Source organism: Sulfitobacter sp. LC.270.F.C4, from assembly GCF_032922545.1.
Lineage (GTDB): Bacteria > Pseudomonadota > Alphaproteobacteria > Rhodobacterales > Rhodobacteraceae > Sulfitobacter > Sulfitobacter profundi.
The window spans coordinates 2,542,008-2,556,770 of the sequence record NZ_CP136692.1 but is presented as its reverse complement, the minus strand read 5'-3'; the positions used below and the strand labels follow the sequence as shown (position 1 = coordinate 2,556,770).

Annotated in this window: 17 protein-coding genes; 8 read left to right on the top strand and 9 right to left on the bottom strand. The window is 60.7% G+C overall.

Going from position 1 to position 14,763, the window contains the following annotated elements; translation table 11 throughout:
* Positions 1 to 101 precede the first annotated feature (101 nt).
* Positions 102 to 557, top strand: coding sequence for a PRC-barrel domain-containing protein (locus R1T45_RS16355; protein ID WP_120350682.1), 456 nt, complete (start codon positions 102 to 104; stop codon positions 555 to 557).
* Between the two features lie 80 nt (positions 558 to 637).
* On the opposite strand, the gene R1T45_RS16350 is transcribed toward R1T45_RS16355, so the two are convergent.
* Positions 638 to 1,120 carry a PaaI family thioesterase gene (locus tag R1T45_RS16350; RefSeq protein ID WP_120350683.1) on the bottom strand — a complete coding sequence of 161 codons (483 nt, stop codon included), beginning with the start codon at positions 1,118 to 1,120 and terminating at the stop codon, positions 638 to 640.
* Positions 1,121 to 1,201: 81 nt separating this feature from the next.
* Positions 1,202 to 2,068 carry a methylenetetrahydrofolate reductase [NAD(P)H] gene (gene metF / locus R1T45_RS16345; RefSeq protein ID WP_317389615.1) on the bottom strand — a complete coding sequence of 289 codons (867 nt, stop codon included), beginning with the start codon at positions 2,066 to 2,068 and terminating at the stop codon, positions 1,202 to 1,204.
* 94 nt (positions 2,069 to 2,162) lie between these two features.
* Between metF and R1T45_RS16340 the strand changes: the two genes are divergently transcribed.
* Positions 2,163 to 3,068: a LysR family transcriptional regulator gene (locus tag R1T45_RS16340; protein ID WP_067624470.1), complete on the top strand. Its 906-nt coding sequence runs from the start codon at positions 2,163 to 2,165 to the stop codon at positions 3,066 to 3,068.
* Positions 3,069 to 3,179: 111 nt separating this feature from the next.
* Here the strand turns inward: R1T45_RS16340 and R1T45_RS16335 are convergent, their stop codons facing one another.
* A complete protein-coding gene (locus R1T45_RS16335) occupies positions 3,180 to 4,220 on the bottom strand; it encodes an NADP-dependent oxidoreductase (RefSeq protein WP_317389614.1) in 1,041 nt (346 codons plus the stop codon).
* A 166-nt stretch (positions 4,221 to 4,386) separates the two neighbouring features.
* Between R1T45_RS16335 and R1T45_RS16330 the strand changes: the two genes are divergently transcribed.
* Positions 4,387 to 5,172 carry an inositol monophosphatase family protein gene (locus tag R1T45_RS16330; protein WP_317389613.1) on the top strand — a complete coding sequence of 262 codons (786 nt, stop codon included), beginning with the start codon at positions 4,387 to 4,389 and terminating at the stop codon, positions 5,170 to 5,172.
* On the opposite strand, the gene R1T45_RS16325 is transcribed toward R1T45_RS16330, so the two are convergent.
* A complete protein-coding gene (locus R1T45_RS16325) occupies positions 5,173 to 5,463 on the bottom strand; it encodes a DUF6476 family protein (protein WP_300056525.1) in 291 nt (96 codons plus the stop codon).
* Between R1T45_RS16325 and R1T45_RS16320 the strand changes: the two genes are divergently transcribed.
* On the top strand, positions 5,462 to 6,508 hold the full coding sequence (locus tag R1T45_RS16320) for an RluA family pseudouridine synthase (RefSeq protein ID WP_120350689.1): 1,047 nt from the start codon (positions 5,462 to 5,464) through the stop codon (positions 6,506 to 6,508). The two genes, R1T45_RS16325 and R1T45_RS16320, sit on opposite strands and share 2 nt — an antisense overlap.
* A gap of 173 nt (positions 6,509 to 6,681) precedes the next feature.
* Entirely contained in the window at positions 6,682 to 7,578 is an 897-nt protein-coding gene (gene rpoH, locus R1T45_RS16315; protein ID WP_067624486.1) for an RNA polymerase sigma factor RpoH, read from the top strand.
* A 50-nt stretch (positions 7,579 to 7,628) separates the two neighbouring features.
* Here rpoH and R1T45_RS16310 read toward each other — a convergent pair whose 3' ends face one another.
* Positions 7,629 to 8,267 (bottom strand): GntR family transcriptional regulator, encoded by a 639-nt coding sequence (locus tag R1T45_RS16310; protein WP_317389612.1) that lies wholly within the window; start codon positions 8,265 to 8,267, stop codon positions 7,629 to 7,631.
* Between the two features lie 89 nt (positions 8,268 to 8,356).
* Between R1T45_RS16310 and R1T45_RS16305 the strand changes: the two genes are divergently transcribed.
* From R1T45_RS16305 to R1T45_RS16295, 3 genes are all read left to right on the top strand, one after another.
* Positions 8,357 to 8,917, top strand: a complete 561-nt coding sequence (locus R1T45_RS16305) for a hypothetical protein (RefSeq protein WP_317389611.1) — start codon at positions 8,357 to 8,359, stop codon at positions 8,915 to 8,917.
* 203 nt (positions 8,918 to 9,120) lie between these two features.
* Entirely contained in the window at positions 9,121 to 9,507 is a 387-nt protein-coding gene (locus R1T45_RS16300) for a hypothetical protein (protein ID WP_317389610.1), read from the top strand.
* 260 nt (positions 9,508 to 9,767) lie between these two features.
* Positions 9,768 to 10,037, top strand: coding sequence for a DksA/TraR family C4-type zinc finger protein (locus tag R1T45_RS16295; protein WP_317389609.1), 270 nt, complete (start codon positions 9,768 to 9,770; stop codon positions 10,035 to 10,037).
* Between the two features lie 2 nt (positions 10,038 to 10,039).
* Here R1T45_RS16295 and R1T45_RS16290 read toward each other — a convergent pair whose 3' ends face one another.
* The 4 genes from R1T45_RS16290 to R1T45_RS16275 are packed head-to-tail and all read right to left on the bottom strand — an operon-like array spanning position 10,040 to position 14,758.
* A complete protein-coding gene (locus R1T45_RS16290) occupies positions 10,040 to 10,282 on the bottom strand; it encodes a hypothetical protein (protein WP_317389608.1) in 243 nt (80 codons plus the stop codon).
* Entirely contained in the window at positions 10,282 to 12,102 is a 1,821-nt protein-coding gene (locus tag R1T45_RS16285; protein WP_317389607.1) for a M3 family oligoendopeptidase, read from the bottom strand. Before R1T45_RS16285 ends, R1T45_RS16290 begins: the two co-directional genes overlap by 1 nt.
* Positions 12,103 to 12,158: 56 nt before the next feature.
* Entirely contained in the window at positions 12,159 to 13,757 is a 1,599-nt protein-coding gene (locus R1T45_RS16280; RefSeq protein WP_317389606.1) for an ATP-dependent DNA ligase, read from the bottom strand.
* The gene (locus tag R1T45_RS16275) at positions 13,754 to 14,758 is read right to left on the bottom strand and encodes a ligase-associated DNA damage response exonuclease (protein ID WP_317389605.1); all 1,005 of its coding nucleotides are present in this window, start codon (positions 14,756 to 14,758) and stop codon (positions 13,754 to 13,756) included. The genes R1T45_RS16280 and R1T45_RS16275 overlap by 4 nt, the downstream gene beginning before the upstream one ends.
* Positions 14,759 to 14,763 lie beyond the last annotated feature (5 nt).

Here is a 14,763-nt window from a genome sequence, read left to right as displayed (position 1 = left end):
CCAGCGTTTCCGCCCTAATCCATAGTTAATTTTAGCTTTTTCTGGAACGTTAATTCGCAGCTTTCGTTGTGACCACAGCAATTAACGAAGAGGAGAGAGACATGAAAACGCTCACAGCCAGCACCCTTGCCCTAACAATCGCAGGCACCGCCGCTTTCGCAGAGGCCCATATGGTCGACCATTCCAACCTCGACAGTGTGGCGATGAACGAGATGCGCGGCGATCTGATCCGCTCGCGGGATATCACCGGTGGAGAGATCTTCACCATCAACGAAGCCGGCGACGAATGGAGCCCCAACACGGCATATGCCGAAATCGGCACCGACTGGAACGAGATCGGTGAGATCGAAGACATCGTTCTGTCCAAAAACGGCCAAATGGTCGGTATCGTGGCCGAAGTCGGTGGTTTCCTCGATATTGGTGACAAACATGTCATGATTTCCACGCCCGACGTGAACCTCGTGGCGGTCGACGACCAAACCTATGCCTATGTCACCCGCCTGAGCGAAGAAGAACTGGAAGCGCTGCCCAGCGTTGACGAAGGTTTCTGGGACTAATCTGAACGGTTAACTCTTTGCCGAAAGAGTTTTGACCCCGGCGTGGCGCCGTCCACGCCGGGGTTTTTTCATGGATGGCGTTAGCCCAACTTCATCACGATGCAGGTGGTTGAGCCGGTGGCATAGAGTTTGCCATCCTCGACCCCGCGTATTTCACCATGCGCCACACCGGTGGAGCGGCCTACGTGATCGGTCACGCCGATGCAGTCGATCTCCATCCCCAAGGGCAGGCCCCGCAGGATATTAATCTTGTATTCCAAAGTGGTATAGACCGAGCCGCGCGGCACTTTCGTCATCACCGCGCAGGCCATCGCCGAATCGAGCAGCGTGCCGTACCAGCCGCCATGCACCGTGCCCATCGGGTTGGTCATGGCGAAGCTCGGCGCGCCGCGAAAGATGATGCGGCCCTCTTCGACCGAATGCAGCGCATAGCCCATGGTTTGGCCGATGGGCGGGCCGGGGTTGGTGCCGTCGAGGATGGCCTGCATGAACTCCAGCCCCGACAGTTTCAGGGCCTCGGATTGGGACAAAAGGTCAGCAGGGCTTTGGGCGATGCGGGGCATGGTCTTCTCCGGCAGATGAATTTCGCCGGAGGATACGCCCGAGGGGGGCAGGGGCAAGCCCCTGCGCCCGAGGTGCCAAGTTTACGCGACGTCCGACAGATCAACCTGCGGTGTCACACCGATGGCGCGGCAAACATCGCGGGTCAGTTCGGCGCGGTTGAGCGTGTAGAAATGCAGTGCGTCCACGCCCTCGTCGATCAATTCGCTGCACAGTTCGGTGCACATGGCTTGGGCCAGCAGGTCATGACGGTCATCGCGGATCGCCGCTTCATAGGCTTGGTCGACCCATTCCGGGATGGGCGTGCCACATTTGACGGCGAATTTGCGGGCTGAGGTCCAATTCACCACTGGCAGGATGCCCGGCGTGATCGGTTTGTCGATGCCTGCTTTGACGCAGGCGTCGCGGAAGCGCAGAAAGGTATCGGCTTCAAAGAAGAACTGGGTCAACGCCTCGTCCGCGCCCGCGTCGAACTTGCGTTTCAGCCAATCGATATTGGCCTGCTGGTCGGCCGCTTCGGGGTGCGGGTCGGGGTAGGCGCCCACTCGGATGGTGAATTTGCCGGTTTTCGCCAGCGCCTCGATCAACTCGCAGCTATCGGCAAAACCGTCTGGATGCGGCTCGAACTTGTTGGTGCCCGCCTGCGGATCGCCGCGCAGGGCGACGATGTCTTTGATGCCCGCTTCGGCGAATTTATCGGCGACTTCCATGGTGTCCGCGCGGCTGGCCCCCACGCAGGTCAGGTGCCCGGCGACAGGCAGGCCGGAGGTGCGGTGCAGCACATGTGCCGAATCATGGGTCAGATCCCGGGTCGTGCCACCCGCGCCATAGGTGACCGAGAAGAAACGCGGCGCCAGTGGGGCCAGCGCCTGAGCTGCATCCCACAGTTTGAACGCCGCGCCGACGGTGCGGGGCGGGAAGACTTCGAAGGAAACGGCAGGCGTGGTCATTGAGAGATCCTTTTGGCGGTTTCACGTCTTGTCTCACATCTAGCCTTGTGAGACAAACTCATAACATTCATCTTGAACATGAGTAATGCCTCACATGCACATTGAGTTCCGTCACCTGCGCACAATCAAGGCCATTCACGAGGCGGGCGGGCTGGCCCGCGCGGCGGATCAGATGAATATCACGCAATCGGCGTTAAGTCATCAGGTGAAGGGCTTGGAGGATCAGGCGGGGGTTGAGTTGTTTGTCCGGCGCTCAAAACCGTTGAAGCTGTCGCCCGCCGGGCAGAGGTTGTTGAAACTGGCGCAGCAGGTCTTGCCACAGGTCGAAGCCTTGCAAGATGAATTCTCGGGGCTGCGGGCAGGCAGCACGGGGCGGATGCATATTGCCATTGAATGCCACGCCTGTTTCGAGTGGCTTTTCCCGGTGTTGGAGCAGTTCCGGCGGCATTGGCAGGATGTTGATGTCGATATCCGCCCCGGTCTGGCATTTGACGCGCTGCCCGCTCTGCTGCGCGAAGAGGTTGATCTGGTGGTGTCATCGGATCCCGAAGAACTGCCGGGGGTCGAGTTTGTCGAACTCTTTGATTACAATCCGGTTTTCGTGGCATCGCAAAGCCACCCTCTGGCCGAGAGACCCTTTGTGGAGGCGGCTGATTTTCGTGGTGAGACGCTCATTACCTACCCGGTGGAACGGACGCGACTGGATGTGTTCAGCCAGTTGTTGATCCCCGCCAAGGTCGAGCCTGCAGCGATCCGGCAGGTCGAGCTAACGGCGGTGATCTTGCTGCTGGTGGCGTCCAATCGCGGGGTGTCGGTCCTGCCCGATTGGGTGGTGCGCGAGGTGAAATATTCGTCGGATTACGTCACGCGGCCTTTGACGGCACAGGGCATAACGCGGCGGCTTTATGCGGCGGTGCGCAAGGATGATCTGGGCAAACCGTTTATGGATGAGTTGTTGAAACTGGCCGGGCAAGAGGCGCGGAAGTTGCAGCGGGCCTAGGCGGCGTTCTGAGGGGCAGCACCTAGCCTCATCAAATCGCCTACCCGGGGGACGGGCAGGCGATGGCCCGGCGCCTGCGGCTTGATTCCGGGCCAAAGGTAGGCGCAAGGCTTACTTCACCTTAACGATAGCCTTGCCAGTGTTGCCGCCATTCAGCATGTCGATGAACGCCTGCGGCGCATTCTCCAGCCCCTCGGTGATGTCCTCTTTCACTTTTACACGTCCAGCCGCGACCATCGGGGCCACCTCGCGGTGGAACTCGGGCATGCGGTTCCAGTGGTTCGAGATGATGAAGCCGCGCACGGTGAGGAAATTCACCAAAATTGTTCGCCACAGCCGCGGCGCGGTGAGGCCAGCCCCTTCGGCGTCGGCACCAAGCCCGCCTGCGTTATACCACGCGATCATGCCGCAAAGCGGGATACGGCCATGCGGGTTCATCAGCGGCAGTACCGCATCCAGCACTTTGCCGCCGACGTTTTCGTAATAGATATCAATGCCATCCGGCGCGGCCTCTTTCAACGCGGCGCGCAGGGATTTGGCGTCATCATAGGCGCGGTGGTCAAGACAGACATCAAAGCCGAAGTCGCGCGTGGCGATCTCGCATTTCTCAGCCCCGCCCGCGATGCCGACGGTGCGCAGCCCTTTGGCCTTGGCCAACTGCCCCACGATCGACCCGACAGGCCCCGTGGCGGCCGCGACGACAAGCGTCTCGCCCTCTTTGGGCTGACCGATTTCGTTCAGCCCGTACCAACCGGTCAATCCGGGCATCCCCAGCACACCAAGCGAGGCGGTGATCGGCATGGCTTCGGCATCGACCTTTTGACACTGCTTGGCCGGCGCAACGCCGTGGGTCGCCCATCCAAAGGCACCAAAGGCAAAATCGCCAACGTTAAAGCTCGGATCATTGGAGGCGATCACCTTGCCGACGCTGCCGCCCTCCATGAGCCCGCCAATAGGAACCGGCTGCGCATAGGATTTCGCATCATCCATGCGGCCCCGCATATAGGGATCAAGCGACATGTAGTGCACTTCGACCAAGATTTCCCCGTCGCCCGGCTGGGGTATATTCGCGCTCTCTAGGCGGAAGTTCTCAGGCGTTGGCGCGCCGTCAGGGCGGCTGGCGAGGACGATTTTTTGCATCTGGTCAGACATGGGATTTCCTTCGGGCTGATTGCTTTGGGTCCAAGGTGTCACCTTGTGCTTTTAAAACAACCCGCACGCTGCGTAAGAATGCCCCAGCGGCCTAGGTTTCTGCCCCCTTGGCAATTGCGCTCTTGCGCCCTATACGTCCCGCCTTATCCATCAGAGGGCGCGAACAATGATCGGCAGTGCGAATCTTAACATCATGATCAAAGCGGCACGCAAAGCGGGGCGTGCATTGGTCAAGGATTTCCGCGAGGTCGAGAACCTTCAGGTCTCGGTCAAAGGCGCGGGCGATTTCGTGAGCAAGGCCGACATTGGCGCCGAGAAGATCATCAAAGACGACCTGATGGGCGCGCGCCCGACCTACGGCTGGCTGGCCGAAGAGGGCGGCGAGGAAGAGGGCCAAGACCCCACGCGCCGTTGGATTGTCGACCCGCTGGATGGCACGACCAACTTCTTGCACGGTCTGCCGCATTGGGCAGTCTCCATCGCGTTGGAGCATAAGGGCGAAATCGTTGCCGGGGTGGTTTTCGACCCCGCCAAGGACGAGATGTTCTTTGCCGAGAAGGGCACCGGCGCTTGGATGAACGAAGGCCGTCTGCGGGTGTCGGGCCGTCACCGGATGATCGAGTCGATCTTTGCCACGGGTCTGCCTTTCGGCGGTCGCGCCGACCTGCCCGAAACGCTCAAAGATCTGGGCCGACTTCTGCCCGTTTGCGCCGGTGTGCGCCGCTGGGGTGCGGCTTCGCTTGATCTGGCTTACGTCGCTTCGGGCCGCTACGATGGTTTCTGGGAACGTCGTTTGAAACCGTGGGACGTGGCCGCAGGCATGTTGATCGTGAAAGAGGCCGGTGGCCTTGTCGAGGCGATCCGTCCCGAGCGCAATATCCTGCAGCACGGCGAGATTATCTGCTCCAACGAGCCGATCTATTCGACCTTCGCCAAAACGATCCGCGGCTGATTATTCGATCGGGATCGTCTGGCGCAATTCGCCGGTCAACTGGTCAAAGATCAGGATTTCATCTGCGTCCGTCACCACCGCATACCAGCCGCGTCCTTGAGTAAATGCTTGGGCGCTGCTGCCATCGGGCAGGGTGATGCTGCGCGGCATGGTCGGGCCTTGATCGCTCAGACGGGTGACAAGCACGAAGATCAGCACTAGAACCCCGCCAATCATCACGACGGTCAAGACCGTCACCATCCGCCGCAGAAACCGCAGGTTCGCCGGTTCATCAGGGTTGTCCGTGTCCATGTCTCACCGCCGCATTGATTTCATTCTGGGCGATAGCCCGCCCGCCCGTCTTGATAAGGCGCTGGCCCGCGATGTGCCAGAGGAAGCGAACCTGTCGCGCACGCGATTGGGCCGGTTGATCGCCGACGGGGCCGTGACGCTGGACGGTGTCAAAGTCCAAGACCCCCGCGCCAAAGTGGCCGAAGGGCAGGTGGTGCAGATCACGGTCGAAGAAGCGGCAGAGAGCCACATCCTGCCCGAAGATATCCCCCTGTCGGTGGTGTTCGAAGATGACGACCTAATCGTGATCGACAAACCAGCGGGCATGGTGGTGCATCCCGCTCCGGGGTCGCCTTCCGGCACGCTGGTTAACGCCTTATTAGCACACTGCGGCGATGATCTCTCGGGCGTGGGCGGAATGAAGCGGCCCGGCATCGTGCACCGGATTGACAAGGACACCACGGGGTTGCTGGTTGTCGCCAAATCCGACGCGGCGCATCACGGGCTGGCGGCGCAGTTCGAAAAACATACCGTTGAGCGGTATTATCAAACCCTCGTCTACGGGGTGCCCGATGCCAATGACCCGCGTCTGCGCGGCGTCAAAGGCGCGTCCTTTGAGGCGGGGAATATCCTGCGCATGACCACCCAGTTGGCGCGGCACAAGACCGACCGCCAGCGGCAGGCGGTGCTGTTCCAAGGCGGCCGCCACGCCGTAACCCGCGCCCGCACGGTTGAGCGTTTCGGCACGCCACCCGTTCTGGCGCTGCTGGAATGCTGGCTGGAAACGGGGCGCACGCACCAGATCCGCGTGCATATGTCTCACGCAGGCCACGGTCTGGTGGGGGATGCGACCTATGGCGGGCGGCGCAAGCTGGCCAAAGCGGCCTTGCCCGAGGCCACCGCCGACGCCATCCGCGCCTTCCCCCGCCAAGCGCTGCACGCCGCTGTTTTGGGGTTTGAGCATCCAGTGACGGGCGAAAGCCTGCGTTTCGAAGCGCCTTTGCCATCGGATATGGCAGCGCTGTTACAATTGCTTCGTGAAGGGCCAGCAACCCCGTCGGCGTGACCCCGCCACCTCAGGGAACCGCCCTAGGATTGGTTACGTTTTGTTCACAGAAGCTGTGCAACCATGAACAAAAGCGTGAAGGCTTCTGTCTTGAAAGCACGAAGGGGGCCGCCCATATTGCATGTTAAGCGAAATAACATAGGCCCCGATCAAACTGGGGAAAGGGACAAGACATGGCAAATTATGCAAATCTGCCCGCACCGACACCAGAAGGCGGGCTGAACCGCTATATGCAAGAGATCCGCAAGTTCCCGCTGTTGGAGCCTGAGGAAGAATACATGCTGGCCAAACGTTGGGTCGAGGAACAAGATACCGAAGCCGCGCACCGCATGGTCACGTCGCACCTGCGTCTTGCCGCGAAAATCGCGATGGGCTACCGGGGCTATGGGCTGCCGCAGTCCGAGGTGATCTCGGAGGCGAATGTCGGCCTGATGCAGGCGGTCAAACGTTTCGATCCGGAGAAGGGCTTCCGCCTTGCGACCTACGCGATGTGGTGGATCCGCGCGTCAATTCAGGAGTATATCCTGCGGTCGTGGTCGCTGGTGAAACTTGGCACAACCTCGGGTCAGAAAAAGCTGTTTTTCAACCTGCGTAAGGCAAAGAACAAGATCGGTGCCCTGGAAGAAGGCGATCTGCGCCCCGAGAATGTGACAGAGATTGCGACCCAACTGGGCGTGACTGAAGCTGAAGTCGTTTCGATGAACCGGCGGATGTCGGGCGGGGATGCCTCGCTCAACGCCACCGTCGGATCCGAAGGCGAAGGCACGATGCAGTGGCAAGATTGGTTGGAGGACGAAGACGCCGACCAAGCGGGCGACTATGCCGAACGTGACGAGTTGGAAACCCGGCGTGAGATGTTGGCCGAAGCCTTGGACGTGTTGAACGACCGTGAAAAGGACATTCTGACCCAACGCCGCCTGTCGGATGAAACGGTCACTTTGGAAGACCTGTCGTCGCAATATGATGTCAGCCGCGAACGTATTCGCCAAATCGAAGTACGTGCTTTTGAAAAGTTGCAGAAGCGCATGCGCGACTTGGCGAAGGAAAAAGGCATGATGGCGGCCAGCTAATTCTAGGCTAACTTAACATAGATGGCCCCGCTCCCAGGAGCGGGGCTTTTTTACGTCTGGCTCGGTTCGGCAACCCTGCTTTCAATTTCGGCAATCTGTTCAAAGCAGGCGGCAAGGGTGCCGCTCTTCATCGCGCGGGCCGCGGTTTGCAGCACCTCACGCAGATGCGCAATCTGGACCTGTGGCTGGGTTTCAAAATCCCGCAGCGACCACCTGATCAGACGCCAATAGGCCGCGCGAAAAGCATCACTGAGGATCGGGTTCTCGATCATCTCGGATAGGGCATTCAAAAGCTGGGCGCGTATCTCGAAAAACGCCTCGGCTTGGTCCAGCTGGCTGATGTCCATCATCCCCAAAAGCCCGGCCAGCGACATGAATTGCGTGGGCGGCGCAGGGCTAGAGGGCGCGCATTTGGCTGCGGCCTCAATAATCGCCGCTGCTGCGCAGATATCGTCAGCGCGCATCGACTCCTCCAAGGGCGTCACGACAGAGCCTACACCGGATTTAACGGCGATCATCCGCTCATAGGCCAACCGTTGCAGCGCTTGTCGGATGGGCGTGCGGGAGACGCCAAACCGCTTCGCCAAGGCCACCTCGTGCAACATACCATCCGCAATGTCGCGATTCAGGCAGATATCCGCCCGGAGCGTGTCAGCAATCGCAGCGCTGGATTTGACTTGGTTGAGCATTGCCCGGCATCCTTCGGTCTGTTCACATCTTGCCTGACTAACATGTATACAGGCGTCGCTGCGCTTACTCAAATTTTATGGATGCTGTCATGTCTGTCGATCTGCCTTTTTTCGATCCCGAAGCGACCTCGATACGCGCCGTCATCCCGACCCCGCGTGGGGGGCATCTGGCGATGACTGGCTTTCCGGGGCTGCTGACCCATGTCGATGGCTCTGCCTATCTTGATCCGCATCAAATGGCCGAAACCTTGGAAGGGTTGCGCGCGACCGGCGCCCGTCAATTGCTCATCCTGACTGAGGAAGCAGAGCTTCCCGAGGGGGCGTTTCCTTTGATTTCCAAAGTTTCTCAACCCCTTGGCCTGAGGCTTTCTTTCGCGGCGATCCAAGATTTCAATGTGCCCGGCGACGCTTTCCTGACGCAATGGCCGGAACGTCGGGCCGGTTTTGAGCAGGCGTTGGATGCGGGGGAGACGGTGGCCCTGTCGTGCCAATACGGGGCGGGCCGTAGCGGACTTATTGCGGCTTGGTTGCTGATGGGGGCCGGGCTTCCGGCAGGCGACGCCATTGCCCTAGTGCGGGATCACTTCCCTGAGGCAATCGAGAACCGCCTTCAGGAGACCTGGCTCCTAGAGGTCGAAAAGGCGGGTTAAGCGCTCCATTCGCATAGATCGTGTGAAAAAAGATTGTCGAATTATACGATTGCCCAATTGTCGGCAAATTGTTGCCCCATTCTTGCCTCAATTGGATCGGACAACATGTATACAGGTTGGGCAACAGCGGAACCTCCCGAGGGAACGCAACAGCCCACAGAAAGGGAAGACTAACGAACAGACGAGTAGAAAGAGGATTAGACATGCAAAGCCGCTCCATCGCGCCAGAAACATCCGGCCCCATCGCGTCCCTCAATGCAGGTGACATTATCCGCCGTAGGCGCAGCTATGAACCCGTTACCGTCTGTCATCCTTCCGATGAATTTCCCGCTGTTCTAAACATTTGCAGCGCGCGTTTCCACAGTGTCCACCATGACCGCGACTTTGGCAGGGTGGAGGCGGTGGTCGAGGTGACCTATACGCACCATCCGCGCGCCATGCCGCAGACCGTGTACCTGCGCACCAACGTGCCGCTGCGCCCTGCCGGGCAGCGCCAAGAGCTTCGCCAACGGCTCATTCAAAGTGCCATTACCCTGTCCGTCCTGATCAATCGTCAAAATGAAGGAGATACGACCCTGCGTGCTGCTTGACTCACAGTCCAATGCCTAGCAACTGCACCCCCTTATGGGGGTGTTTTTTTATGTCGGGCAGGCGGTACGGTCGCGTTTCGCGCAATTATCCTCCGGCGCATCGGCTCGGCCTTTGAACCTTGTATATTCGCGCAGGCCCCCCCATTTGTTACACTCTGATGAGGGCAGCGAGGGCTTGGCATAGATGTCGGGCGCAGATCCGTGACATGCGGCCCGCGGGCGCCATATCAATGATGAGCATAGCAACAGGAGGGCGTGACATGGCAGGCGGATGGGCGCGTGATGGCGCGGTAAGCGAACAGATCGAAGCATCCATATCGGACGAATTGGCACGGCTGAAAGCCCGCCGCGCGCCGGTGGGTGAGAGCCTGACCCATTGCGCGGAATGCGAAGAGCCTATCCCCGAAGCACGATGTATCGCTCTGCCGGGGGTGAAACTTTGCATTGATTGCGTGCGCGAGCGGGACGGGCAGGCGCAGATGCGCGGCGGGATAAACCGGCGCGGGTCGAAAGACAGCCAGTTGAAGTGAGGTTAGGAGCGGATTGCCCGGCGCCGACGCCGAAGAGAGCGCCAGCGCCGATACAACCGCACATCCATCGCCGCCACCATGAAACCAAGCGGCAGCATCCAAAAGCCGAGGATCGGCAAGAACCCAAGGATGCCGCCGCAGATCAGCAGCAGGCCGAGCGCAAACCTGAATCCGGGCGGGACCCGCCTTTGGACCCAAGCAAAGAACGGCGCGAACCTGCCCTTCATGCGCTCGGCGAGGGACATCAGTCCTCCATCGCTTCCAATTCGTCGATCATGTCAGAGATCATCGACAGCCCCTTGTCCCAGAAGGCGGGGTCAGAGGCATCAAGCCCGAAGGGGGCCAGAAGCTCCTTGTGGTGTTTCGAACCGCCTGCTTTCAGCATGTCGAAATACTTCTCTTCAAAGCCTTCCTCGCCCTCGGCGTAGACTGCGTAGAGCGCGTTTACCAACCCGTCGCCAAAGGCATAGGCATAGACGTAGAAGGGCGAATGGACGAAATGCGGGATATAGGCCCAGAAGGTCTCGTAGCCGTCCATATACTCGAATGCTGGCCCAAGGCTCTCGGCCTGAACGCTCATCCACAGCGCGTTGATGTCGTCGGGCGTAAGCTCCCCGCCGCGGCGCGCTTCGTGCAATTTGCACTCGAAATCATAAAAGGCGATCTGGCGCACGACCGTGTTGATCATGTCCTCGACCTTGCCAGCCAGCAGCACCTTACGCTCTGACTGCGTCTTGGCCTTGTCGAGCATTTTGCGGAAGGTAAGCATTTCGCCAAAGACCGAGGCCGTTTCGGCCAATGTCAGCGGGGTCGAGGACAGCATCTCGCCCTGATCGGCGGCCAGCACTTGGTGCACGCCATGGCCCAACTCATGCGCCAGCGTCATCACGTCGCGCGGTTTGCCGAGGTAGTTCAGCATCACATAGGGATGCACGTCGGTCACGGTGGGATGCGCGAAGGCGCCCGGTGCTTTGCCCGGTTTCACACCCGCGTCGATCCAGCCCTTGGTGAAGAACGGCTTGGCCAACTCGCCCATGCGCGGGTCAAAGGCGGTATAGGCTTCCATCACGGTCGCTTCGGCCTGCGCCCAGTCGACCACCTTGGGGTCTTCCATCGGCAGCGGCGCGTTGCGGTCCCAGACCTGCATCACATCAAGGCCGAGCCACTTGCGCTTCAGCTCATAGTAGCGGTGGCTCAGCTTCGGATAGGCTTCGACCACGGCGTTGCGCAGCGCTTCGACCACCTCGGGCTCGACATGGTTGCTGAGGTGCCGCCCGGTCTGCGGTGTCTCCATCCCGCGCCAGCGGTCGATGACCTCTTTCTCTTTTACCTGCGTGTTATGGACGCGGGCGAAGGTGCGGATGTTGCGGCCCAGCACATCGGCCAGTTCTCGCGCGCCCGCTTCGCGCTTGTTGCGGTCGGGGTCGGTCAAGAGGTTCAGCGTGCCTTCGATGTTGAGCGTCTCGCCGTCGACTTCGAATTCCAGCCCGGCGATTGTCTCGTCGAACATCCGCTCCCAAGCATCGCCGACCACGCCGAGGTCGTGCAGAAATTTCTCCATTTCATCCGACAGTTGATAGGGCTTCATGGCGCGGATACGGTCGAAGACGGGTTTGTAGCGTGCCAGATCCGGGTTTTCGTCCAAGAGCTTGGCAAGGTGATCGTCGGGCAGTTTGTTCAGTTCCAGCGTGAAAAAGACCAGCGGCGTGGTGTAATCGGTGATTTTCTCTTGGCAGTCGGACATGAACTTGGCCCGGCCTGAGTCCGTCGTCTGCTGGTAATAGCGCAGGCCCGCGTAGGACATGATGCGCCCCGCGACCTGATTGATCTTTTCGTTGCGCAGCACACAGTCGAGCAGCCCTTTGGCGTCGAGCGCGGCCAGATTGCCTTGGTAATCAGTGGCAAAACGCGCGCAGGCTTCCTCTAGCCAGTCGAGGTCGCGCTTCAGTTCGGGCGCGTCTTCGGCGGTGTAAAGATCGCTCAGATCCCATTCCGGCAGATCGCCGAGGTTTTTGCCCCCGGCGCTGGCGTTGGCATCGTGAAGCGGGAAGGGAAGCTGAAACATCGGTGTACCTCATTTGCGTTTCGTCACATCTATGCCTCCGGGCGGGCCGGAACAACCTATCCGTAGATGCGCAGCATTTCTTTCAGATCGTCGAGGGTGTTGGCCTCTTGCAGCGGCTTGTCCTTGCGCCAGCGCAACATGCGCGGAAACCGCAGGGCGACGCCGGATTTATGGCGCGGGCTGGGTTGAATGCCTTCAAAGGCGATCTCGAATACATGATGCGGGGTCACCTGCCGCACGGGGCCAAAGCGTTGCTGTGTGTTCTTGCGCACCCATGCGGTGATCTGGCGGAACTCGGCATCCGTCAGGCCGGAATATGCCTTGGTTAAGGGCACCAGATCATTGCCGTTCCAGACTGCAAAGGTGAAATCGGTAAAAAGGTTCGCCCGGCGGCCCGAGCCCGATTGCGCATAGATCATCACCGCGTCGATGGTGAGCGGATCAAGCTTCCATTTCCACCAGTCGCCCTTTTTGCGGCCCGACAGGTAGGGGCTGTCGGCGCGTTTCAGCATCAACCCCTCGGCCTGCGCTTCTCGCGCGGTGTCGCGCAGGGTGGCCAGCTCGGCCCAATCGGTGAATTGGTGCTGCGGCGACAGGCGCACGGGCGCGTCGGCGGGCAAATCGGCTGCGGCCTGCTCCAACAGCGCGCGGCGCTCGGCAAAGGGACGGTCGCGGATGTCCTCGCCCTGCCATTCCAGCAGGTCGTAGGCGTGCAGCACCACGGGCGCTTCCTTTAGCAGCTTTTTGGGCACAGTCTTGCGTCCGATGCGGGCCTGCAATGCGTTGAAAGATGAAGGGAATTCGGCCCCCGGCTGCCAGACCAGCAACTCGCCGTCGAGCACCGTGCCCGGCGGCAGGTGATCGGCGGCGCGGGCGAGTTCGGGGAAGCGGTCGGTCATCAGTTCTTCGCCGCGCGACCAGACGAAGTAGTCGCCATCGCGCAGGATAAGCTGGCCGCGGATGCCGTCCCATTTCCATTCCGCGCGCCAGTCTTCGGGGGTGCCTAGGGCTTCCGGTCCGTCTTCCAATGCATAGGCGAGGTAGAAAGGGTAGGGGCGCGAGGCGTCGGCGCTGGCGTCTTCGGCCTCAATCAGGCTGTGCCATGTCACGTCATCGGGGTGCCAGTTACCCATCAGGCGGTGCGCCATTTCCGGCTCGGGGCGGCCACTGGCGCGGGACAGGGCGCGGGTCATCAGCTTTTGGCTGATGCCGATGCGAAAACCGCCGGTGATAAGCTTATTGAACAGGAAACGCTCGGTGCCGCCAAGCTGTTGCCAAGCCGAAAGGACGAATGCCTTGCGCGCCGCGTCGTCTTCGTCTTTCAGCCCGCGCAGGGCGTTGATCCACGAGGTCAGCGTGCCGGTGTCGTCGTTCTCTACCGGGGGGAGGACCAGCGCGATGGTCTCGGCCAGATCGCCGACGATGGCGTAGCTGTCTTCGAACAGCCACAGCGGCACACCGGACGCCTCGGAGGCCCATTCGCGAAGCTTGGTCGTGGTGACGGCGCGTTTCGGGCGGCGGCCCGAGAAAAGCGCCACGGTCCAAAGGCGGTCCTCTTCGGCCGCGGTGGTGAAATACTCGGCCAAAGCGGCGACCTTTACCGTGGTTTTGGTGGTCTGGTCGACGGCATTGAAAAGAGCGGCAAAGTCCTTCATTCGCTGTCGCCTCCATCGCTGTCGAACTGGGTCGGGACGACCTGCGCGTTCCAGCCCTCGTCGTTAAGGTAACGCGTGAAGATATCGGTGTAACCATGGGTTACGTATATGTTTTCCGCGCCAGTCTCACGGATGGCCCAAAGCAGCCCATGCCAATCCGCATGGTCCGAGATGACAAATCCACGATCCCCCGCGCGCCGTCTGCGCACCCCGCGCAGCGCCATCCAGCCCGAGGCAAAGGCGCTCTCCTGCGGTCCAAAGCGCCGCGCCCATTGGCTGCCCAAGGCCGAGGGCGGCGCCAGCACCAACGCGCCGGGATGCTCCTTTGGCACCAACTCGGGCGTCACAAGTGTGGTCTCGGGCAGGGTGATGCCCTGTGCGCGCAGCACCGCATTGGTATTTTCCACCGCCGTATGGGTCAGGATCGGTCCGATCGCGGGATCGAGCATCGACAGGAGCCGCTGCGCCTTGCCCAGCGAATAGGCCCCCAGAAAAGCCATCTTGCCAGCGGCCTTGCAGCCCGCCCACCAGTCGTTGATCTGGCCCGCCACCTCGGCTTGCGGCGCCCAGCGAAAGACCGGCAGGCCAAAGGTGCTCTCGGTAATGAAATGGTGGCACTGGACCGGCTCAAAGGGCTCTGACATGCCATCGTCGATCACCTTGTAATCGCCCGAAGCGACCCAGACCTCGCCCGCGACCTCGACCCGGATCTGCGCGCTGCCGGGCACATGGCCCGCCGGGTGGAAAGAGACCATCGCCCCGCCAATCTGGCGCGTTTCGCCATAGGCGATGCCCTCAATGGCAATCTCGCCCAAGCGGTGGCGCATGACGGGCAGGGCAGCGTGGGTGGCAAGGTAACTGCCCATCCCGTCGCGGGCATGGTCGGCATGGCCATGGGTGATCAACGCCCGGTCAACGGGGCGCCAAGGGTCGATGTAAAAGTCACCGGCGGGGCAATAGATGCCGTTTTCGGTGAAGGTAAGGACGGGTTCACGTGTCATTCCAA